Annotated in this window: 24 protein-coding genes; 16 read left to right on the top strand and 8 right to left on the bottom strand. The window is 72.9% G+C overall.

Annotated features, from left to right (window positions below; genetic code table 11):
* The gene (locus tag AB0F77_RS03900) at positions 1-1,119 is read left to right on the top strand and encodes an MBL fold metallo-hydrolase (RefSeq protein WP_361940940.1); all 1,119 of its coding nucleotides are present in this window, start codon (positions 1-3) and stop codon (positions 1,117-1,119) included.
* Positions 1,116-3,017, top strand: coding sequence for a CHAT domain-containing protein (locus tag AB0F77_RS03895; protein WP_361940937.1), 1,902 nt, complete (start codon positions 1,116-1,118; stop codon positions 3,015-3,017). Before AB0F77_RS03900 ends, AB0F77_RS03895 begins: the two co-directional genes overlap by 4 nt.
* Before the next feature lie 6 nt (positions 3,018-3,023).
* Here the strand turns inward: AB0F77_RS03895 and AB0F77_RS03890 are convergent, their stop codons facing one another.
* The 3 genes from AB0F77_RS03890 to AB0F77_RS03880 all read right to left on the bottom strand — a co-directional run bounded on the left by AB0F77_RS03890 (position 3,024) and on the right by AB0F77_RS03880 (position 6,362).
* Entirely contained in the window at positions 3,024-3,776 is a 753-nt protein-coding gene (locus AB0F77_RS03890; RefSeq protein ID WP_361940934.1) for a hypothetical protein, read from the bottom strand.
* Positions 3,777-3,885: 109 nt separating this feature from the next.
* Positions 3,886-5,346, bottom strand: a complete 1,461-nt coding sequence (locus tag AB0F77_RS03885) for a hypothetical protein (RefSeq protein WP_361940931.1) — start codon at positions 5,344-5,346, stop codon at positions 3,886-3,888.
* Positions 5,347-5,459: 113 nt separating this feature from the next.
* Positions 5,460-6,362: an SDR family NAD(P)-dependent oxidoreductase gene (locus AB0F77_RS03880; protein ID WP_361940928.1), complete on the bottom strand. Its 903-nt coding sequence runs from the start codon at positions 6,360-6,362 to the stop codon at positions 5,460-5,462.
* A gap of 210 nt (positions 6,363-6,572) precedes the next feature.
* Here AB0F77_RS03880 and AB0F77_RS03875 point away from each other — a divergent pair, with 210 nt between their 5' ends.
* Positions 6,573-7,313, top strand: a complete 741-nt coding sequence (locus AB0F77_RS03875) for an NAD(P)H-binding protein (protein WP_361940925.1) — start codon at positions 6,573-6,575, stop codon at positions 7,311-7,313.
* 79 nt (positions 7,314-7,392) lie between these two features.
* Here AB0F77_RS03875 and AB0F77_RS03870 read toward each other — a convergent pair whose 3' ends face one another.
* Positions 7,393-7,626: a DUF5133 domain-containing protein gene (locus tag AB0F77_RS03870; RefSeq protein WP_361940922.1), complete on the bottom strand. Its 234-nt coding sequence runs from the start codon at positions 7,624-7,626 to the stop codon at positions 7,393-7,395.
* 123 nt (positions 7,627-7,749) lie between these two features.
* Entirely contained in the window at positions 7,750-8,778 is a 1,029-nt protein-coding gene (locus AB0F77_RS03865) for an NAD-dependent epimerase/dehydratase family protein (RefSeq protein WP_361940919.1), read from the bottom strand.
* Between the two features lie 297 nt (positions 8,779-9,075).
* Here AB0F77_RS03865 and AB0F77_RS03860 point away from each other — a divergent pair, with 297 nt between their 5' ends.
* The gene (locus tag AB0F77_RS03860; protein ID WP_361940916.1) at positions 9,076-9,402 is read left to right on the top strand and encodes a plasmid stabilization protein; all 327 of its coding nucleotides are present in this window, start codon (positions 9,076-9,078) and stop codon (positions 9,400-9,402) included.
* A 47-nt stretch (positions 9,403-9,449) separates the two neighbouring features.
* Entirely contained in the window at positions 9,450-9,665 is a 216-nt protein-coding gene (locus AB0F77_RS03855; protein ID WP_361940913.1) for a CsbD family protein, read from the top strand.
* A 107-nt stretch (positions 9,666-9,772) separates the two neighbouring features.
* Here AB0F77_RS03855 and AB0F77_RS03850 read toward each other — a convergent pair whose 3' ends face one another.
* The gene (locus tag AB0F77_RS03850) at positions 9,773-10,462 is read right to left on the bottom strand and encodes a GAF and ANTAR domain-containing protein (RefSeq protein ID WP_361940910.1); all 690 of its coding nucleotides are present in this window, start codon (positions 10,460-10,462) and stop codon (positions 9,773-9,775) included.
* Between the two features lie 319 nt (positions 10,463-10,781).
* Here AB0F77_RS03850 and AB0F77_RS03845 point away from each other — a divergent pair, with 319 nt between their 5' ends.
* Complete coding sequence (locus AB0F77_RS03845; RefSeq protein ID WP_361940907.1) at positions 10,782-11,573, top strand: SigB/SigF/SigG family RNA polymerase sigma factor; 792 nt, start codon at positions 10,782-10,784, stop codon at positions 11,571-11,573.
* An 872-nt stretch (positions 11,574-12,445) separates the two neighbouring features.
* Here AB0F77_RS03845 and AB0F77_RS03840 read toward each other — a convergent pair.
* Positions 12,446-12,955 (bottom strand): hypothetical protein, encoded by a 510-nt coding sequence (locus tag AB0F77_RS03840; RefSeq protein ID WP_361940904.1) that lies wholly within the window; start codon positions 12,953-12,955, stop codon positions 12,446-12,448.
* Positions 12,956-12,974: 19 nt separating this feature from the next.
* Entirely contained in the window at positions 12,975-13,811 is an 837-nt protein-coding gene (locus tag AB0F77_RS03835) for a Rieske (2Fe-2S) protein (protein WP_361941487.1), read from the bottom strand.
* Positions 13,812-14,049: 238 nt separating this feature from the next.
* Between AB0F77_RS03835 and AB0F77_RS03830 the strand changes: the two genes are divergently transcribed.
* The 10 genes from AB0F77_RS03830 to AB0F77_RS03785 are packed head-to-tail and all read left to right on the top strand — an operon-like array spanning position 14,050 to position 19,214.
* A complete protein-coding gene (locus AB0F77_RS03830; RefSeq protein WP_361940901.1) occupies positions 14,050-14,421 on the top strand; it encodes a gas vesicle protein in 372 nt (123 codons plus the stop codon).
* A gap of 34 nt (positions 14,422-14,455) precedes the next feature.
* Positions 14,456-14,902, top strand: coding sequence for a gas vesicle structural protein GvpA (locus tag AB0F77_RS03825; protein WP_361940898.1), 447 nt, complete (start codon positions 14,456-14,458; stop codon positions 14,900-14,902).
* Positions 14,899-15,654 (top strand): GvpL/GvpF family gas vesicle protein, encoded by a 756-nt coding sequence (locus AB0F77_RS03820; RefSeq protein WP_361940895.1) that lies wholly within the window; start codon positions 14,899-14,901, stop codon positions 15,652-15,654. Before AB0F77_RS03825 ends, AB0F77_RS03820 begins: the two co-directional genes overlap by 4 nt.
* A 5-nt stretch (positions 15,655-15,659) precedes the next feature.
* Positions 15,660-15,920 carry a gas vesicle protein GvpG gene (locus AB0F77_RS03815; RefSeq protein ID WP_361940892.1) on the top strand — a complete coding sequence of 87 codons (261 nt, stop codon included), beginning with the start codon at positions 15,660-15,662 and terminating at the stop codon, positions 15,918-15,920.
* Positions 15,920-16,522 carry a DNA primase gene (locus AB0F77_RS03810; RefSeq protein ID WP_361941484.1) on the top strand — a complete coding sequence of 201 codons (603 nt, stop codon included), beginning with the start codon at positions 15,920-15,922 and terminating at the stop codon, positions 16,520-16,522. Before AB0F77_RS03815 ends, AB0F77_RS03810 begins: the two co-directional genes overlap by 1 nt.
* Positions 16,519-17,652 carry an SRPBCC family protein gene (locus AB0F77_RS03805; protein WP_361940889.1) on the top strand — a complete coding sequence of 378 codons (1,134 nt, stop codon included), beginning with the start codon at positions 16,519-16,521 and terminating at the stop codon, positions 17,650-17,652. The genes AB0F77_RS03810 and AB0F77_RS03805 overlap by 4 nt, the downstream gene beginning before the upstream one ends.
* Positions 17,649-17,975 carry a gas vesicle protein gene (locus tag AB0F77_RS03800; RefSeq protein WP_361940886.1) on the top strand — a complete coding sequence of 109 codons (327 nt, stop codon included), beginning with the start codon at positions 17,649-17,651 and terminating at the stop codon, positions 17,973-17,975. Before AB0F77_RS03805 ends, AB0F77_RS03800 begins: the two co-directional genes overlap by 4 nt.
* A complete protein-coding gene (locus AB0F77_RS03795; RefSeq protein ID WP_361940883.1) occupies positions 17,972-18,748 on the top strand; it encodes a GvpL/GvpF family gas vesicle protein in 777 nt (258 codons plus the stop codon). Before AB0F77_RS03800 ends, AB0F77_RS03795 begins: the two co-directional genes overlap by 4 nt.
* Entirely contained in the window at positions 18,745-18,933 is a 189-nt protein-coding gene (locus AB0F77_RS03790) for a gas vesicle protein (protein ID WP_361940880.1), read from the top strand. Before AB0F77_RS03795 ends, AB0F77_RS03790 begins: the two co-directional genes overlap by 4 nt.
* The gene (locus AB0F77_RS03785; RefSeq protein ID WP_361940878.1) at positions 18,930-19,214 is read left to right on the top strand and encodes a gas vesicle protein K; all 285 of its coding nucleotides are present in this window, start codon (positions 18,930-18,932) and stop codon (positions 19,212-19,214) included. Before AB0F77_RS03790 ends, AB0F77_RS03785 begins: the two co-directional genes overlap by 4 nt.
* The last annotated feature ends 67 nt before the right edge of the window (positions 19,215-19,281 follow it).

The raw sequence follows: 19,281 nt of genomic DNA, 5'->3' as shown, positions 1-19,281 counted from the left end.
GTGATCAGAGTCGAAGCACTGCCCGCCCACGAGGGCGACTGCCTCTGGGTGGAGTGGACGCACGAAGGACGCACCCGCCGCATGCTCGTCGACGGCGGCCGCGGGGGCCGCGGCGGCCGGCTGCCCGAGGGCCTCGCCGCCCGGTTCCGCGGACAGCCGGTCGCCGAGCGCGCCTTCGACCTCGTGGTGTGCACCCATCTCGACGCCGACCACATCGGCGGGCTGATACCCCTGTTCCGCGATCCGCCGGAGGGCTTCACCGCGGACGAGGTGTGGTTCAACGGCGACCGGCAGATCCTCGGCGACGTCCTCAGCCACGCCCAGGCCGACACCTTCTCCCGGCTGCTGGTGGACCGGCCCTGGAACACGAAGTTCAACGGGCGCGCCGTGGCCGTCCCGGACAGCCTCCCGGACAGCGGGTCGCTGCCCGAAGTCAACGTCTCGGGGCTGCGGCTGACCCTGCTGTCCCCGCAGCGGGGCGCCCTGTTCGACCTGAGCCGGGACTGGACACGCTGGGTGGAGAAGACCGAACGCGAACGGCTCGCCCCCGAGGCCCCCGCGCCCCCGGACGTCCTGCGCGGCGGTGACGCAGGCGTGGCCTGGGACGAACTGGCCCTGCGCCCCTACGCCCGCGACGAGTCCGTGCCGAACCGGTCGAGCATCGCCTTCCTCGCCGAGTACGAGGGCGCCCGTGTGCTGTTCGGCGCCGACGCGCACGCCGAGACCCTGTGCGACGGTCTGCGCCGCCTGGACGACACCCCGTGGGGACGGCCGTACCGGGTGGACCTGTGCAAGGTGCCGCACCACGGCAGCAGCCGCAACCTCAGCCCGGAACTCCTCGCCCGACTGGACTGCCGCCACTGGCTGTTCTCCACCAGCGGCGCCCGCTTCGGCCACCCCGACCGGCGGGCCGTCGCCCGGATCGCGCGGCGGTACGAGGACCCCGTGCTGTGGTTCAACTACCTCTCGCCCAGCACGACCGAGTACGCCCGCCCCGGACTCGCCGCCGAGCGGGGCTTCCGGGCCGTCCACCCGCCCGAGGACCGGCCGGGCGCCGACCTGACGGTGACACCCGGCCGGGTGACCCGCACGCACCCCGATCCGGAGAGGGCACAGTGAACCCCGACCCCGCTCTCGTCGAACTCATCGACCTCTGGTACGAGTTGCCGGTCCTGGTGGGCGAGGACTGGCCCGAACTGCGCCCCCGGCTGCTGACCGCCGTGGAGGAGCTGGCGACGGCACCGCCGACGGAGTACGAGCGCCGCGCCCTGGCCCTGCTGCGGCTGCTCCTCGGCCACGCCGAGGTCAAGAAGCGGCTCGCTCCGGCCCTGATCGGCAAGACCATCCCCACCGACCGGGCGGCGGACGCGGAGCGGGGCACCCGCACCCCGCCGGCCTCACAACTCGCCCTGCGCGCGGGCATCCTGCCCCCGGACCTGGACGGCGCGGGCCGCTGGATCAACGCCGACGTCGAACCGGGCCCCGCGGACCGGCCGGGCACGTTCGTCCTGGGCTTCGACGTCGACGACGGCCCGCGCGAGGACTCCGTGTCCGAGCCGCTCAGGGACCTCGGCACCCCGGACACCTGGCCCGCGACGCTGACCGTCCGGGTGAACGGCGTCGACGCCGAGGCCGAAGCCCTCGCCGACACACTGACCGTGCCCGCCCGGGGGCCCTCGCCGGACCGGGCCCGCTTCCTGATCACCCCGGCCCGCGCCGGCACCCTCACGCTCCAGGCGACCTTCTGGCGCTCCGGCAGCCTCGTGCAGGTGCTGCACCTCAACGTCTCGGGACACGCGGTACGCGTCCGGGCCCAAGGGCCCTCCCGCACGGCCGTCGCCGAGGTGCGCGACCGCGGCCTGTCGGTGCAGGTACGGCCGGCCCCGGGCGGCCGCGAGTACGAGATCGTCGTCTCCGGAGGCATCGGCCACGCCGTACGGGCGCCGCTGCACAAGACCGACGGCGCCCTGCACGCGATCGCGGTGCAGGCCCGCCGTCCGCTGTGGGCCGTGACCGCCGAGTGGGGCCCGCTCTCCGAGGGTCCCACCCGGACTGGACTCGACCTCCCGGACGACGTCCACGCGCACCACACCCGGCTGCTCGCCGAGGCGGGTTGCCGGATGTTCCGCGACCTGTTCTTCGACGGGGCCGACGCCCAGCTCGAAGAGGTCGGCCGCAGGATCCAGGAGTACCTGACCGGGGCCGGCCCGCGCAGCGTGCAGTTCGTCACCGACCGACCCCTGCTGCCCTGGCACCTGATGTGCCCGGTCGAGCACATGCGCGACGCCGACTTCGGACAGATCCTCGGCATTCGCCACCGGGTCGACTGCATCCCCGTCGCCGCCCACGCGGGCCGCGGCATCACCGAGGTGGCCATCGACACCCGGCGGGGCCTGGACGTCACCCTCGGCCTCAACCGCGCCATCGACCGCGGCGGCCGACGCGACCTGGTCGCGAAGCAGGAGGCGTACTGGCGCGACTACGACGACAAGGGACTCGCCCGCCTCACCGTCCACGACCGGCAGGAGCCCGTCTTCGACTCCCTCTGTGGGACGGGCGGATCCGCCGGGATCGTCTACCTCTACTGCCACGCCGTGGCCCACGACGCCGACGACGACGGACCGGCGAACCCCCGGCTCGCCGTGGAGGGCACCACCGGGGGAATCCTGCTGCGGAGCCTGCGCGACCACGGCACCGCCCTGCCCGGCTCACCGGTGATCGTGCTCAACGCATGCGGCACCACCGTCACCTCGGCGCTGTCCACCGAGGGCTTCCTGACCCACTTCCTGGAGCGCTCCCGCGGGGTGCTCGGCACGGAGGCGGACATCCCGGCCCCCTTCGCCGCGGCCTGGGCCACCGCGTTCTTCGACCGCCTCCTGTCCGGCGAGCCGATCGGGGAGGCCGTCCGTGCCACGCGGGAGCACTTCGCCGTCGCCCACCGCAATCCGCTGGGCCTGCTCTACGCCCTGTACTGCAACGGCGACACGGTCCTGCGCCCCGCCCTCGCCACCGGCTGACCGTGGCTACGACGTCCGGGACTCCAGGTCGGGCAGCCCCGCCGTCTCGATGAGGCGGCGGGCGTACGTCCACGCCGCCTCCTCCACCCAGGCGGGCCGGACCGTCCGGAGCCAGAACAGCAGCAGCGCCAGGTCCGCGAGCACCAGCGGCACCGCCACCACGGCCTTCGCGGAACCGGCCGGCGGCCAGCCCACCACCGCGTACAGCACCGCCCCGAGCAGACCGACGGCCCCCGCGCCCAGGGCCAGCGGCCGCAGCCCCAGCGCGTTGCGGCGGAAGCCGTACTCGCGGTTCTCCTCCGCCACCAGCTCACTGCCCGGCAGCGCCCGCGCCCGCGTCCGCAGCACCGTGCCCGCCACCTCGTAGACGGCGTCGGCGCCCTCCGGGTCGGACCGCTCCTCCGCGGCCGACGGCAGCCGCAGCGGCGGTCCCGCGATCTGCTCGATACGGGCGTGCAGATACGCCAGGTGCGCGGTCCCCGTCGGACCCCGCCACCGCAGCAGCTGCACCGACGGCTTGCCGCCCCACCGCTCGAACAGCGCCGGCTCCAGCCGCCGCCCACGGGACCGGCTGAACTGTCCAAGGAGCAGCGGCAGTCCGCACAGCAGCACGAGCGCCCACACCCGGCGCGCGGCCGACCAGTCCGGCACCAGCACCACCACCGGCAGGGCCGGCGGCAGCGCCGCGATCAGCACCGGGCGGATCCTCGCCCGCCACGTGTACGGGCTGAACACACGGGCGATCAGACCCTGTTCCACGACGGACCACCCCCTCATCGTGGCCCGCCCCCACGGGCCCTGATGAGGAATACCCCGGCCACCGTCGCCGTATCCGCCGCTCCGGGGCCGTCCGGTGGCCGCCGGGCGCTCAGCCCGCGTCCCGCAGCGCCTCCCGGACCCGGCGGACCGCGTCGGCGTACCGGTCCCGCAGGGGTTCGGGCAGGCGGTTCAACAGGGCCGGGACCAGACCGAGTTCCTCGCTCAGCAGCACCGCGCGCCCCCGTTCGAGGCGGACCACGGCGGCCTCCGGCCTGCCCTGTCTGGCCAGCGCGAAGGCGCCCTCCTGCGCGAGCCCGCGGGACGCGAGCAGCCATGCCTCCCGGTGGCGGCGCAGCGACTGCGCCCGGTGCAGGGCCTCCGCTGCCCGCAGCAGATGGCCGTCGGCCTCGCCCACCTCGTCCCAGGCCGAGCGCCGCACCGCCCACCGGATCCAGTTGTGCGCCGCGTCCACCGTCATCTCCGGGGCGACGGCGAGACCGCTCGCGCACGCCTGCCGCAGCGCCGTGCGCGCCGCGTCGACGTCGTCGGCCGAGCCGGTCTCCTCGGACAGCGCCCGCAGGGCCTCGCCGAGGACGTTCAGCCGGCTCGCCCGGTACGGGGCCGTCGGCGGGGTGAGGTCGACGGCCTCCGTGAGCGCCCGCACCGCCTCGCGCAGTTCGGGTTCACCGTTCCCGGGCGACGCGCCCAGCCGCAGCGCCTCGACGCGGTCGGTCAGCGCGTTGCCCAGGTTGGACAGGAAGGTGGCCCGTCCCGCGACCTTCCACTCGGACACGTCGATGGCCCTGCGGTAGGCCGCGATCGCCGCGTCCAGGTCGGTGAGGTCGATCCGCTCGCCGGGGCGGGGCGCGGCACCGTCGGGGAACTGGGTGCCGTGGCGGGTCAGCAGCGCGTTGCCGAGGTTGTTCAGCCAGCCGCCCAGCTCCGGGTCGTCCGGGTGCGCGCCCTCGACGGCCTCCCCGGCGAGCCGGACCGCCCCGTGCAGGTCGTCGGCGGCGCCGAGCCGTTCGTAGCGGTCCATCCGCAGCATTCCGACGTTGCTGCGCACCCGCGCCCACGCGCGGTCCGTGGGGGGCAGCGTGGCCGAGGCCCGGCCGCCGAGGTCGATCGCGGTGTCGAGGTCGGTGAGCGAACCGGTGGCGTCGTACAGGTCCCACAGACACAGCACGAGTGTCGCCGCGCACCGCGCCCACTGCGGTGAGCCCTCCTCGGCGGCGGCCGTCGCCTCCTCGGCCGCCCGCCGCGCGGCGGCGAGGTCGTCGTCGGTGCCGGTGACGTCGTACAGATCGGTCAGGGTGACCGCCAACTCGTTGGACCACAGGGCCCGTCGGGCGGGGTCGGCGCGCACGGCCCGCCGGTAGTGCTCCACCGCCCGGTGCAGGTCCCGGGTGTCGCCGGAGTTCCAGAAGCGCCGCCGGTGCGCGGCGGCGGACCGGTCGAGGAGGTCCGCGAGCCCGGCGCCGCCGACGCCCCGGGCCTCGGCCCGCCGCAGCGCGCGCTCCGCCTCCTCCGGATCCCTCACGTCGGACCCGTCCGGATTTCGCGGTGTCATGGGCCTCCCCCTCGTGGCGCCGTCGTGATGTTACCGCGCGACCACGCATGGTGACGGGGGATCGGGGGAGCCGCGCGGGCCCGGCGCGAGGGGTGTCCGGGCCCGCGTGATGGTCAGGACGCGGCGGGCGGCTCGTGGGGCGCGAGGAGGTCGGTGAGGCCCAGACGGCCGAGGAAGGTGACGCGGGCGCGGTCGGCGACCTCGCTCACGGCCTCGGACCCGTCGTCGACCGGGTCGACGTGCACCCGGAAGGGGCGCCGACCGTGCGGTGCGCCGACCACCTCGACGACGGCGTCGGCGACCATCGCCTCGTCCGCGTCCTCGGGCGCCAGAGCGGCGAGGCGGCCGCCGACGTGGTCCAGCAGTCCCGGGTAGCGGGCGTCGTACGCGGCCCGGCGCTCCCGGTCCGTCGCCGTGGCCGCCTTGGCGAACAGGTCGGTGCCCACGAAGGGGCCCGGCACGACGATCGACGTCTCGATGCCGAACCGGGCCAGTTCGGCGGCGTACGAGACCGCGAAGGAGTCCATCGCGGCCTTGGCGGCGAAGTAGGGGGCGAGGTAGGGCGGTGTGCCGCCCTTGGTGCTGGACGAGCCGATCCACAGCACCAGGCCCCGCTCCCGGTCCCGCATGTGCGGCAGGACGGCCCGGTTCACCCGCTGGGTGCCCAGCAGGTTGGTGTCCATGATGTCGGCGATCTCCTCCGGGGTGAACGCCTCGCTGGGCCCCGTCGCCAGCCGGCCCGCGTTGTGGATCAGCACGTCGAGCGTGCCCCGCTCGCGCAGGACGGTGGCCACGGCGGCGTCCACGGACTCCTGGGAGCGCACGTCGAGTTCGACCACCTCCAGGCTCACCCCGTGCTCGCGGGCGTATGCGGCGGCGCCCTCGACGGCGGGGGCGTTGCGCCCGGCCGTCTCCCTGACCCCGGCGTACACCGTGTGTCCCGCTCGGGCCAGCGCGCGGGCGGCCAGCGCCCCGAACCCGCTGCCGGCGCCGGTGATGAGGACGGTGTGACCCATGGACGTGCTCCTCGTCGTCGCGTTGTGGTGCTCCACGAGGACAACGGGCCGAAGACCACGTGTAGTTCACACGAATCGCGGCGCACGCCGAGTGCCGGGGCGGAGGGGCCCGCCAGGCCCCGCGGGATGTCGGCGACATCGGCAATGTCCGAGATGTCGGCCCGGGTGTTCTGTGTCACATTGCCCAGGAACCCCGAGGAAGGACATGCCATGAGGATCGCTGTTTTCGGCGGTACGGGTCTGATCGGCTCGCAGGTGGTCGCGGACCTGGACGCCGCCGGTCACGAGGCCGTACCGCACGCGCTGTCGACGGGCGTCGACGTCGTTGCGGGGCGGGGAGTGGACGAGGCGGTGGCGGGGGCCGACGTCGTCGTGAACCTCACCAACTCCCCGACCTTCGACGACGCCTCCCCGGCCTTCTTCCGCACGTCGATGGAGAACCTGCTGGCCGCGTGCCGCACGGCCGGCGTCGGCCACTTCGTGATCCTCTCCATCGTCGGCGTCGACCGGGTGCCGGGGCTGGACTACTACCGGGCCAAGACGCTCCAGGAGGAGATCCTCGCGGCCGGGCCCGTTCCCTACTCGATCGTCCGCGCGACCCAGTTCATGGAGTTCGTCGACGCGGTGCTGTCCTGGACCACCGAGGGGGACACCGTCCGGCTGCCCGCCACGCCGATCCAGCCGATCGCCGCCGCGGACGTCGCCGCGGCGGTGGCCGAGGTGGCCGTGGGAGCCCCGCTGAGGGGCGTGCGCAACATCGCCGGTCCCGAGGTCTTCCCGCTGGACGAGCTGGGCCGGATCACCGTGGCCCACGAGGGGAACGGGCGCACCGTCGTCACCGATCCCACCGCCGGCATGTTCGCCGCGGTCGAGGGCGACGTCCTGACGGACGAGGACGCCCGTCCGGCCCCCACCCGCTACGCGGACTGGCTCGGCCGGAACCGCGCGTGAGCCCGGCCGGCTCCCCGGCGGCCGGGCTCCGTCGTACCCGCGCGGCGGTTCCCCGGGCGGGGCCGCGGCCCCGAACGGGTCAGGCGCCCGCGGTGAGGACCGAGTCGTCCTCGGGCCTGGCGCCCGGGAGGCGGTGGCGGGCGGCGACGAGCGCCGCGTCGACGTCGCGCGTCCCCGTGGAGACGCACAGCGTGTAGGCGACGTCCTCCATGCGGCGCCGGACACCGGCGTCGCCCTTCTCGGCGTGCAGTGTCCTCAGCGTCGTGTACTGCTCGACGAGGTCCTGAAGGACAGCCGGGTGGGCCAGCAGCATGGGGAGCCTCCCAGGGGGGTCGTCATGGTTTCCGAGTGAGCTGTTGCCCCATGACGACAATTGCATGCCACACATGTCTCCGTGGGTCGGGTGTCCCTGCCCTCCGAAGTTCTGAGCGGTCGTTCAGTCGCCCACCGTGCGGCCGACCAGCGGTGGTGTGTCCAGCCCCGATCCGGTGCGCACACCGCTCAGCAGCTCCTGGAGCGCCTCGGTCGCCGTGCGGTGCGGCTCCCAGCCGAACTCCTCGCGGGCGCGGGCGCAGTCCATCAGCGGGAGACGGAGCAGCGCGTCGAACAGGGCGGGCGGTACCGCCGCCAGTCCCAGGCCCCACGCCGCGGAGAGCAGGGACCGCACGGCGACGGCCGGCACCGGCACCACCCGCGCGTGGAACAGCTCGCCCAGCACCCGCGCGTCCAGCGGCGGCTCGGCCGCCAGGTTGAACGCGCCCCGCGCGTCCGAGGCCAGCGCCATCCGGAAGGCCCGCCCGGCGTCGGCCGTGTGCAGCGACTGGAACCGCAGCCCGGGGATGTCGGGCACGAACGGCGTCCGCTCGGGGCGCACGAGCCGCCCCGGCAGCCAGTGCCCCCCGAAGATCCGCCGTTGCTCGCTCGCGGCCTCCCGCTTGAACATGAAGGCGGGCCGCATCCGGATCACCCGCACCTCCGGACGGTCCCGCTCGAAGGAGTCCAGCAGCCGTTCGACGTACGCCTTCTCCCGGCAGTACGCCGCCGTCGGCCATCCGTGTGTCGGCCACGACTCGTCCACCCGCGGTTCCGCGGGTCCGGGGGAGTAGGCGCCGACGGACGACGCGTACGCGAGGGTGGGCACCCTCGCGTCGGCGACCGCGCGGAACACCGACAGGCTTCCGAGCGCGTTGGTCCGCCAGGTCGTGATCGGATCCCGTGCCGGCTGGATCCGCCACGCCAGGTGGACGACGGCGTCGGCGCCCCGGAACAGCTCCGCGAGCCGTTCGTCGCGTGCCACGTCCGCCTGCGCCCACTCGGTGCCCTCGGGCGACCACGAGGGGACGCGCCGGGCCAGGCCCAGCACGGAGTCCACCTCGTCGGCCGCGGCGAGGGCCCGCACGACACTGGTGCCGACGTTCCCGGTCGCCCCGGTGACCACGATTCTCCTGCTGCGTCCGGCACTCATCGTCGTCAGCTCCTTCGGGAAGACGTCCGGATCACTCCGGCCGGGTTCCCGGCGGGCCACGACTCACACGAAGGGCGCCGTGGCCCCCGGGGAGTCGCGCGAAGCCGGGTACCCAGGTGCGCATCGGGCGACCCGGGGTACCCGGAGCGCGAGCGGCTGCCGCGACCGTCGTTCCTCCGGTGGCGAGGTGGCCGCCGGCGATCGATGCTCGCAGGCAGAAGGACGGGGGCGGGAAGCCCGAGCCCCGGCGCGGGGTCTTCTCGCGACCGAGCACGACCGAGCACGAGGGAGTACGTCATGCCTGCTGGATCCAGCTCCAAACGGGAGCGGCAGTACGAGCACATCAAGAAGAGCGCCCAGGACCGCGGCGCCCCGGCCTCGCGCGCCGAGGAGATCGCCGCCCGCACGGTCAACAAGGAGCGGGCCCGCTCCGGCGAGTCCAGGACGGCGAGCAGAACCTCGGTGCGCGACCCCAAGTCGGCCTCCCAACGCGGTGGCGAGCGGTCCCACGGCGGCGCCCAGGGGCCGACGAAGGACCAGCTGTACGAGGAGGCCAGGAAGAAGAACATCGAGGGCCGCTCCTCGATGAACAAGAGCGAACTCCAGCGCGCGCTCGGCCGCTGACCCACGTCCCGCCCCGACAGTACGCACACACCGAGGAGTTGATCCCCATGGCCGGTCAGGAGAAGAAGATGCGCGGCAAGGCCGAGGAGACCGTCGGCAAGGCGAAGCAGAAGATCGGCCGGGCCACCGGCGACGACGAAATGCGCGCCGAGGGCACCGGCGACCGGATGAAGGGCAAGGCCCGCCGCACGATCGGCGACGCCGAGCAGACCGTGCGCGGAACCGCCGAGGAGGCGAAGGGCAAGGCCCGCAAGAAGATGTGAGGACGGTGCTCGGCGCCGTAGCGCGCCACGCACGGGTCCGGACACCCACCGGGTGTCCGGACCCGTGTCGCGCCAGGGGCCTGCCAGGGGTCGTGCCGGGGATCGTGTCAGGTCAGATGCCCGCGCTCGCAGACCAGGCGGGCGACCTCGCGGAGTTTGACGTTGTTCTCCTGCGAGTAGCGGCGCAGCACGTCGAACGCCTGGGTCTCGGTCAGCCGACGGCTGCCCATCAGGATGCCCATGGCCTCACCGATGACATGGCGGGTGGCGACCGCCTGTTCCATCTGGGCGTGGGTGCGCGCGCTGGCGAAGGCGACCGCCGCGTGCGAAGCGAGCAGCCAGCCCGCCGTCTCGCTCGCCGTCGTGAACGCCCCGGGCCGCCGGGAGTACACGTTCAGCGCTCCCAGGTCCTCGTCCTCGGTGAACAGCAGGAACCCCATCATGCTGCCGAGGCCCAGCTCGCGGGCGTACCGCACATAGGCGGGCCAGCGTTCCTCCCCCGTGGTGAAGTCCCGGATGCGGAACACCCGCTCCCCGTCGGGGCTGCGCGCCATGTCGTAGCACGGGCCCTCGCCGAGGCGCTCCTGGAGCAGGTCGGAGTCGATGACCAGCCGTTCGGTCGGCGCCAGTGTCTCCGCCTGCTTCCCGCGCAGGACCAGGATGCCGGCCGCGTCGCAGCCCTCCACGAGGCCGGTGGCCGCGCGCGTGATCCGATCCAGCGTCGACCCCACGGTGTCCTCGGCCAGCAGCTCACGGGCCATGGTCGCCATCTGCTCCGCGAACGCGCGCCAATCCATCACAGCCTCCGACTCGTCCAGGGGCGGACCGGACCACCATCGACAGGACCATCATGACCCGACCGCGGCGGACGAGGGGAGCGATCCGGGGGCGGAGTCGGACGGAGCCGGGAGGGGTGTGGGGCCCGCTCCGAACACGTTCGGATTTTCGTGAAATGTTTTGCAGGTGTCAGACGGGGCAAAGGGTTCAACACAGTGCTTCGGACAGGAGGCACGTCCGTGGGACGGGTTTCACCCGGTCCTGGGCGTACCCCGTGCGTTCCGGCACCCGGTCCTCCCACGGTGTCCTTCCGCAGACACGCCTCCAGGGAGGTGCACCATGCGTGCCACCACCGGAACACGACAGCACCCGCACGACGACGCCCCCGACACGGCCGGGGCGTTCGCCCGGCTCGCCACGCTCCCCGACGGACCCGAGCGCCACGCGCTGCGGGACGAACTGGTACGGCTCTGGCTCCCCATGGCGGAACGGATCGCCGTCCGCTTCCGCGGGCGCGGCGAGTCCGACGAGGACCTCCACCAGGTGGCCGCCCTCGGGCTGGTCAAGGCGGTCGACCGCTTCGACCCGGACCGCGGGCGGCCCTTCGAGGCGTACGCCGTGCCCACGATCACCGGCGAGATCAAGCGCCACTTCCGTGACCACATGTGGGACCTCCACGTCCCGCGCCGGGTGCAGGAACTGCGCAACCAGGTGCGTGTGGCCGTGAAGGAACTGGCGCCGACCACCTCGCACGGCATCCCGACGGTGGCCGAGATCGCCGGTCGCACGCGGTTGAGCGAGAGCGACGTACGGACCGGTCTCGAGGCGCTGGAGTGCTTCTCCACGCTGTCGACGGACGCCGAGGTGCCCGGCACGGAGGGACATTCGCTCGCCGACGTGCTCGGCAGTCCGGACCAGAGCTACGACACCGTGGTGGACCGCCTCTCCGCGGCGCCCCGGCTGCGCAGCCTGCCCGAGCGTGAGCGGACCATCCTCTACCTGCGCTTCTTCTGCGACATGACGCAGGGCGGCATCGCCGAGCGGATGGGCATCTCCCAGATGCACGTCTCGCGGCTGCTCAACCACTGCTTCGCCCAGGTGCGCGAGGAGGTCCTGGCCGACGCGAGCTGAGCGGGGCGGGTGTGTTCGTTCATGGGCGGCGGGGGAACCCGCCGCCCATGAACGACAGGCGAGAACACCGGCGACCACTGCCCAGGGACCCACAGGACCAACAGGCCCGCGACACCCCGCCACCCACCGACACGGCCGCCCCGGACCCCCGGGAACGCCCCGTCGACACGGGGGAGGCGGAACCGAACAGGACCGCGGAACCGGAAGAACCCCCCGACTGAACCCCACCGACCGAGAACCCACCCGGAGAACCACCACCCGACGACCGCGCAGAGTCCCACCCGCCCGCCTCACCCCGCTGCCGCCCGCCCCAGACTTGCTGCTGGCTCGTGCTCACGGGTTGTGGGCGGGTCTCGGCGTGCTGCTGGCTCGTGCCGACGCGTTGTGGGCGGGTCTCGGCCTGCTGTCCGCCCGTGCTGACTGACGCGTTGTGGGCGGGTCTCGGCGTGCTGCTGGCTCGTGCTGACGTGTTATGGGCGGGTCTCGGCGCGCGCCCGCTCGTGCCGACGTGCTGTGGGCGAGTCTTGGCCTGCTGTCCGCCCATGCTGACTGACGTGCTGTGGGCGGGTCTCGGCCCGCTGTCCGTTCGTGTCGACGCGTTGTCGGTCGGTCTCGGCCCGTGCGCGCCTGTGCCGACGTGCTGTCGGCCGGTCCCGGCGTGCTGTCCGCTGGCCTCGCCCTGCTGCTAGTCGGCTCCGGCGCGCTGTCCGCCCGCCACGGCCCGCCGCCGGGTCGGCCCCGATCCGCTGTTGACCGCCTTCGACCCGTTGCCCACCCGTCTCGGCGCGCCGTCGGCCGCCCCGGCCGCCCCCGCGGACCCTGCTGACCCGGCGGTCCCGCCCGGCCGGTGCCCATGCCGCGGTCGGCCCGGCCTACGCTCCGACCGTCCTGGTCACCCGTGAGTCGCCGAAGGTGTCCGTGGCCGTGTTGCGGCGGATCGATTCGACCGTGTTGATCTGGTCCTGTGCCCTGGCCACCAGCGCCTCCAGTTGGGGCTCGTCGAGTGCGCCCCCGGTCGGGCCCAGTTCCCGCAGCGTCTGCCACAGCAGGGCCTTGCCCTCGATGCCCAGGCGCAGGGTCTCCAGTTCGACGAAGGTGCTCAGTCCCGACCGCCGTGCGACGCGCCCGTTGAGCTTGAGCAGCCGCGCCTTCTCGGCGAGCCGCCCCGCGACGATCTTGTGCCGGCGGGCGGGCACGCTCAGCCGCTCCATCAGCCCGAGCAGCACCCGCCGGTCCGCGGCGATCTCGTCCGCCACCCGGCCCAGCTCACCGCCGTACGGCGCGGACCGGTGCCGCCTGGCCAGATGGCGTGACAGGAGCTGCCCGGTGGTGGCACCGGCCAGGTGGTCGTTCAGATAGATGCCCAGCATGTCGTGGCGCATGGCGCCTCCTCGGGTGGTCTCAGTCCTGGGCGAGGCGCACGTCGACCGTGCCGTCCGGGGCGACCCGGCAGTCGAACAGGGGCTGGGGCGCGATCGCCGGGCCGTGGACGTTCACTCCGTCGGAGAGCCGGAACCGGCTGCCGTGCCACGGGCATTCGAGGCAGCCCTCGATCACCTTGCCCTCGTGCAGCGGGCCGTCCGCGTGGTTGCACCGGTCGGCCAGCGCGTGCAGCGCGCCCTCCTCGTCCCGGACCACGACCACCGGCACCTCGCCGACCGTACGCCGGACGGGTTCGTCGGCGGGGAAGTCGTCCAGGGTGCCGATGCGGTGCCAGCCCGGCTCGGCGGTGACCGGCACGGCCTCGGCGTGATTGGTCCCGGCGGCCTGCCGGTAGGCGAGGTGCCCGCCGAGGACACCGCCGACCGTGGCGACCGTCAGCCCGCCGAAGCCGAGCGCGCGACCGAGCGTCCCGCGCCCGCGCACCCGCGCCACCAGGGAACCGGCGTAGGCGGCGACCGCGGCCACGTTCGCCGCCGCGTGCACCAGCCCCACCCGGGCCTGGCGCGGCCGCTGCTCCGCCCAGTCCACCCAGCCGGCCAGCGCCGCGGGCCCCGCCGTGGCGAGCCCCAGCGCCACCATGCGGCGCGCGGCACGGCTCTCGCCCGGCAGCAGGTCGAGCACGGCCGCCGAGGTCCAGGCGCCGATGGGCAGCTGCACCAGGACGGGGTGGAGCGGATGGCCGAGCCACAGCCCGTGCAGCACGTCGCGGCCCCGGCCGAGGGGGAGTGCGCGCACCACCCCGCGGACGGTGTCGGCGAGGCCGTCCAGCCGTTCCTGGCCCTCCAGCGCGTCCATGGCGGTTGCCGGACCGCCGACGAGCGGACGCGAGCCCTGTGTCATCAGTCTCGTAAGCCTCATGAGGGCCGACTTCCCCTCCCGGGGAGGACGAATCGAGCCACGGCGGCTCTTCGCAGTGCGGTCGTCCCGATGTGTCAAGAGGTTGTCACTCTTCGCAGTAAAGGAAATAAGGGCACATAAGCCGCGAATCAACGTTTATGGGTTGAGGGGTGGGCACCCGCAGCACGAGGTGGCCATGTCGAACACATCCGATGCACACGACACGCCAGAGAACGACACAGTGCAACACGACTCTTCACGAACAGAACAGAAGAAGGCGCCCGGAAGCCGCAGGCGCCCACGCCCGATGGACGTGCTGAAGCACGCTCGTGACCAGCTCGCCGAGCTGACCGGCATGACGGCCGAGTCCGTCTCCTCCTTCGAACAGGACGAGGACGGCTGGACGCTCCAGATCGAGGTCCTGGAAGTCGAACGGGTCCCCGTGACGGCGAGCCTGCTCGCGAGCTACGAGGTGAACCTCGACCCGGAGGGCGAGCTCATCGGCTATCGCCGCACCCGCCGTTACGAGCGGGGCAGGGCCGACAGTCGCGGGCCCGGCGGCCGTTAGGGAGTCCAGAACGAGGGAAGGAGGCACGGTCGGCATGACCGTTGTCCCGGCACAGCAACAGGCAGGCGGCGGAGGTGGCAGCAGCGGCCTCTACGACGTGCTCGAGCTCGTCCTCGACAGGGGGCTCGTCATCGACGCGTTCATACGGGTCTCCCTGGTCGGCATCGAGATCCTGAAGATCGACGTGCGCGTCGTCGTGGCGAGCGTCGACACCTATCTGCGCTTCGCCGAGGCGTGCAACCGGCTCGACCTGGAGGCCGGGCCCCGCAAGGACCCGGGGCTGCCCGACCTGGTCGGTGAGATCACCGAGTCCGGTGCGCGCGGCAAGTCCAAGGGTGCGCTGTCCGGCGCCGCCCAGACCGTGTCCGACGCCTTCCGGCAGGCGCGCGAGGAGCGGTCCGACTCCGAGGAGGAGTCGCGGCCGCGGGCGCGCAAGTCCACGACCGCGAGGCGCCGCAAGGAACGGGAGGAGGACGAGTGAGCACGTACGTCTACGGCATCACCACGGGTTCGCACCCCGAACTCCCGCAGGGCATGCTCGGCGTCGGTGATCCGCCGCGCCCGGTGCGTGTCCTGAAGGAGGCCGACCTCGCGGCCGTCGTCAGCGACGCGCCCGAGGAACTGCGGCCCAAGCGCAAGGAACTGCTCGCCCACCAGAACGTCCTGGGCGAGGCGGGCGCCGCCGGCTGTGTGCTGCCGATGCGGTTCGGCAGCGTCGCCCCGGACGACGGGACGGTGACCGCCGTCCTCGCCGAACGCGCCGAGCACTACAAGGAGCGGCTGAAGGCCCTCGACGGCAAGGTCGAGTACAACGTCAAGGCCACGCACCATGAAGAGGCCGTCCTGCACCGCGTGATGGCGGACAGCCCGGACATCCGTACCCTGACCGAGGCCAACCGGCGGGCGGGCGGCGGCAGTCACGAGGACCGGCTGCGCCTCGGCGAGCTGGTCGTCGCCGCGATCGAGGCCCGGGAGGCCGAGGACGCGGCGGAGATCCAGAAGGCGTTGGAGCCCAGGGCCGCGGCCGTGAGCACCGGCCCGCAGTCCACCGGCTGGCTCGCCAATCTCTCCTTCCTCGTGGACCGGGGCTCGGTGGGCACCTTCATGGCCGCCGTCGACGAACTGCGCGACGGCAGCCCGCACCTCGACCTGCGGGTCAACGGCCCTCTGCCGCCCTACAGCTTCGTGGACCCCGGCCCCTCCGAGCCGGCGGAGCCCGACAGCGGGGAGTGAGTCCGATGGGACTGATCACCGAAGTGCTCCTGCTGCCCCTCGCCCCTGTGCGCGGCAGCCGGTGGGTGATCGAGCAGGTGGTCCACGAGGCGGAACGCATCTATTACGACCCGACCGCGATCCGACACGAACTCGCCCGGCTCGAAGAGCAGTTGGAGGCGGGCGAGATAGACGAGGCCGAGTTCGACAGCCGGGAGGACGAACTCCTGGACCGGCTGGAGACGGGCATGCGTGGCGGCGCGGGGACAACTGACTGGACGGCATGATGAACCGAGTGGGACTGGGCCTTGCGATAGGGGCCGGATACGTCCTCGGACGTACGAAGAAACTGAAACTTGCGCTCGCCCTGGGCACGCTCGCGGCCGGCAAGCGCATGCAACTGAGCCCCAAGGCCCTCATGGACCTGGCCTCCCAGCAGTTGCGGGACAACCCGCAGCTGAAGGAGATCGCCGGGCAGGTGCGCGAGGACCTGCGCGGGGTCGGCAAGGCGGCGTCGGGAGCCATGGTCGAGCGTCAGGTCGACGCGCTCGCCGACCGGCTGCACGGCCGTACCGCCGAGGTCCGCGATCAACTGGCGGGCGTGGTGCCCGGCGGCCTCACCGGCGACCGGGAGGACGAGGAAGCAGAGACGGACGGGCACGACGACGCCCACGAGGACTCCGCGGGCGAGGAGCCCGAGGAGTCGGAGCGGGCCGACGACACCGACGGGGACGCGGAGGCCCGTACCGGGAAGCGACCCGCGAAGAAGGCACCGGCCAAGAAGGCGCGGGCCAAGACGTCGGCCAGGAACGCGGCACCGAGGAAGACGGCGGCGAAGAAGACGTCGGCCGCCCGGTCCCGGGTGCCGAAGGGAGGCCGGGAACGATGACCGACACCGTCGGATCCGTCACGGACAAGGCGAAGCAGGGGCCGCTCGGCTCCCTGGCGCAGAGCGCCGCGACCGAGCGCCTCAAGGCCGAGGTGCAGGAGTACCTCGCCGTCCAGGCCCAGCGCCTGCTGGCCGGCGCCGGCCGCAAGCTCGGCGAGACCACCGGCAAGCTCAACGACATCGCCGAGGGCAAGAGTCCCGGCTTCGCCGGTCTCGCCCTCGACGGCGGACGCAAGCTGCTCGAAGGCAAGGGCCCGCTGCGCTCGGCCGTGGAGATCGGCGCCTCGCGCCTCAAGGACAACGTCACCGGCGCCCTCAAGAACATCGGCGGGAAGAAGGGCAAGGGCAAGGGCGGGGCCGGCCGCAAGCCCACCGTCATCCTGGAGTACGTCGACGTCGGCGTCCCGGTGCGCACGGCGTACGACCAGTGGACCCGGTACCAGGACTTCAGCTCCTTCGCCAAGGGCGTCAAGAACGCGAGCCGCGCCGACGACACCCACTCCGACTGGCAGCTGAAGGTCTTCTGGTCCAACCGGGGCTGGAAGGCGCACACCACCGAGCAGGTGCCCGACGACCGCATCGCGTGGACGTCCGAGGGCGCCAAGGGCACCACGAAGGGCGTCGTCTCCTTCCACTCCCTCGCCGAGAACCTCACCCGGGTCGTGCTGGTCGTCGAGTACTACCCCAGCGGCCTGTTCGAGAAGACCGGCAACCTGTGGCGCGCCCAGGGCCGGCGGGCCCGCCTCGACCTCAAGAACTTCGCCCGCTTCATCACGATCAAGGGCGAGCAGGACGACGGCTGGCGCGGCGAGATCCGTGACGGCGAGGTCGTTGTCACCCACGAGGACGCCCTCGCGGAGGAGGAAGAGGAGGAACGGGACGAGGACACCGGACCGGCGGCCGAGGAGGGTGAGGACAGGGAGTCCGAGGCCGACGAGGAGGGTGAGGACACCGGGCCCGAGGCCGACGAGGAGGAGGGCTACGAGGACGAGGAGGAGGGCCCGTACGCCGAGGACGAGGAGTACGAGGACGAAGAAGAAGAGGAAGAAGAGGGCGAAGAGGGCGAGGAACCCGAGGAGGACGAGGAGGAGCCCGAGTACGAGGAGTCCGGGGCGAGGAGCAGGCGATGACGACGCCGAGCCGCCTCCCGCAGCCGTACGGCCATGACAGCAGCGCCAACCTCGCCGACATCCTCGAACGGGTGCTCGACAAGGGCGTGGTGATCGCGGGTGACATCCGGATCAACCTGCTCGACATCGAGCTGCTCACGGTCAAGCTGCGCCTCATCGTCGCCTCCGTCGACAAGGCGAAGGAGATGGGCATCGACTGGTGGGAGAGCGACCCGGCCCTGTCCTCGCGCGCCCGGCGTGACGAACTCGCCCGCGAGAACGCGGAGTTGAAGGAGCGGCTGGCCCGACTTGAGGCCGGTTCCGCGCAGGAGGAGCTTCGATGACCGGACTGCGCTACGTGTACGCCGTGTGCCGCCCCTTCGGCTCCGCCCTCCAGGCGCAGCTGACGGGCGTCGCCGGTGACCCGCCCCGGCTGCTGAACCACCACGGTCTCGTCGCCGTCGTCAGCCATGTACCGGAGGGCGACTTCGCCGAGGAGCCGCTGCGGGCCCATCTGGAGGACCTCGACTGGCTCGGTGCGACGGCCCGCGCCCACCAGAGTGTGATCGACGCGCTCACGGCCGTGAGCACACCGCTGCCGCTGCGCCTCGCGACCGTCTTCCGGGACGACAGCGGGGTGCGCATGATGATCGAGGCGCGCGAGGACGACTTCCGGCGCACCCTCGACCGGCTGGAGGGCCGGGTGGAGTGGGGCGTCAAGGTCTACGTCGACGACACCGCCGCCGAGGCGGAGGAGCCGCAGCCGGCGGGCCGGGCCGCCTCCGGGCGGGACTACCTGCGGCAGCGGCGCGGCCGTGCCGGCGCCCACGAGGACCTGTGGCGCAGGGCGGACGCGTACGCGGGCCGGCTCCACGACACGCTGCGTTCGTACGCCGAGGACACCCGGCTGCACCCCCCGCAGAACGCCACCCTCTCCGGCGCCCTGGGCAAGAACGTGCTCAACGCCGCCTATCTGGTGCCCCGCGCGGACTCCGAGGACTTCGTGGAACTGGTGGACCGTACCAAGGACGACACCCCGGACATCCGGGTCGAGCTCACCGGGCCCTGGGCGGCCTACTCCTTCACGGAGGAGTCCGCGGGGGAGGGAACGACATGATCGCCGTCGAACGGCGCGAGGTGGGCCTCGTGGACCTGCTCGACCGGCTGCTCGCCGGCGGGGTGGTCATCACCGGCGACATCACGCTGCGCATCGCCGACGTCGACCTCGTCCGCATCGACCTGAACGCGCTCATCAGCTCCGTGAACCGTCAGGTCCCCTCGCCCTGGGAGGAGTTGACATGACGCCGCCGCGCAACCGGCTCGACCTGGAGCCGGACACCGTGGAGCGCGACCTCGTCAAGCTCGTGCTGACGGTGGTGGAGCTCCTGCGGCAGCTCATGGAGCGCCAGGCGCTGCGCCGCTTCGACACCGGTGATCTGACGGAGGACCAGGAGGAGCGCATCGGGCTCACGCTCATGCTCCTGGAGGACCGCATGACCGAACTGCGCGAACGCTACGGTCTGCGCCCCGAGGACCTCAACCTGGACCTCGGCCCGCTCGGCCCCCTGCTGCCCCGGGAGTGACGACCGGTTCGAGCCAATCGACCGCCCTTGTCCGCCCCACCGTGTGTTCGCGCGAATGATCCCGGGT

The organism is Streptomyces sp. NPDC026672, assembly GCF_040638185.1.
Lineage (GTDB): Bacteria > Actinomycetota > Actinomycetes > Streptomycetales > Streptomycetaceae > Streptomyces.
The sequence above is the reverse complement of the archived record's forward strand: the minus strand, read 5'-3'. Positions and strand labels throughout refer to the sequence as shown.

Excerpts from the sequence above, each read along its gene's own strand:
- AB0F77_RS03885 (WP_361940931.1), bottom strand. The coding sequence starts at position 5,346 with ATGACACCGCGAAATCCGGACGGGTCCGACGTGAGGGATCCGGAGGAG.
- AB0F77_RS03880 (WP_361940928.1), bottom strand. The coding sequence starts at position 6,362 with ATGGGTCACACCGTCCTCATCACCGGCGCCGGCAGCGGGTTCGGGGCG.
- AB0F77_RS03875 (WP_361940925.1), top strand. The coding sequence starts at position 6,573 with ATGAGGATCGCTGTTTTCGGCGGTACGGGTCTGATCGGCTCGCAGGTG.
- AB0F77_RS03870 (WP_361940922.1), bottom strand. The coding sequence starts at position 7,626 with ATGCTGCTGGCCCACCCGGCTGTCCTTCAGGACCTCGTCGAGCAGTAC.
- AB0F77_RS03865 (WP_361940919.1), bottom strand. The coding sequence starts at position 8,778 with ATGAGTGCCGGACGCAGCAGGAGAATCGTGGTCACCGGGGCGACCGGG.
- AB0F77_RS03860 (WP_361940916.1), top strand. The coding sequence starts at position 9,076 with ATGCCTGCTGGATCCAGCTCCAAACGGGAGCGGCAGTACGAGCACATC.
- AB0F77_RS03855 (WP_361940913.1), top strand. The coding sequence starts at position 9,450 with ATGGCCGGTCAGGAGAAGAAGATGCGCGGCAAGGCCGAGGAGACCGTC.
- AB0F77_RS03850 (WP_361940910.1), bottom strand. The coding sequence starts at position 10,462 with ATGGATTGGCGCGCGTTCGCGGAGCAGATGGCGACCATGGCCCGTGAG.
- AB0F77_RS03845 (WP_361940907.1), top strand. The coding sequence starts at position 10,782 with ATGCGTGCCACCACCGGAACACGACAGCACCCGCACGACGACGCCCCC.
- AB0F77_RS03840 (WP_361940904.1), bottom strand. The coding sequence starts at position 12,955 with ATGCGCCACGACATGCTGGGCATCTATCTGAACGACCACCTGGCCGGT.
- AB0F77_RS03835 (WP_361941487.1), bottom strand. The coding sequence starts at position 13,811 with ATGGACGCGCTGGAGGGCCAGGAACGGCTGGACGGCCTCGCCGACACC.
- AB0F77_RS03830 (WP_361940901.1), top strand. The coding sequence starts at position 14,050 with ATGTCGAACACATCCGATGCACACGACACGCCAGAGAACGACACAGTG.
- AB0F77_RS03825 (WP_361940898.1), top strand. The coding sequence starts at position 14,456 with ATGACCGTTGTCCCGGCACAGCAACAGGCAGGCGGCGGAGGTGGCAGC.
- AB0F77_RS03815 (WP_361940892.1), top strand. The coding sequence starts at position 15,660 with ATGGGACTGATCACCGAAGTGCTCCTGCTGCCCCTCGCCCCTGTGCGC.
- AB0F77_RS03810 (WP_361941484.1), top strand. The coding sequence starts at position 15,920 with ATGAACCGAGTGGGACTGGGCCTTGCGATAGGGGCCGGATACGTCCTC.
- AB0F77_RS03805 (WP_361940889.1), top strand. The coding sequence starts at position 16,519 with ATGACCGACACCGTCGGATCCGTCACGGACAAGGCGAAGCAGGGGCCG.
- AB0F77_RS03800 (WP_361940886.1), top strand. The coding sequence starts at position 17,649 with ATGACGACGCCGAGCCGCCTCCCGCAGCCGTACGGCCATGACAGCAGC.
- AB0F77_RS03795 (WP_361940883.1), top strand. The coding sequence starts at position 17,972 with ATGACCGGACTGCGCTACGTGTACGCCGTGTGCCGCCCCTTCGGCTCC.
- AB0F77_RS03790 (WP_361940880.1), top strand. The coding sequence starts at position 18,745 with ATGATCGCCGTCGAACGGCGCGAGGTGGGCCTCGTGGACCTGCTCGAC.
- AB0F77_RS03785 (WP_361940878.1), top strand. The coding sequence starts at position 18,930 with ATGACGCCGCCGCGCAACCGGCTCGACCTGGAGCCGGACACCGTGGAG.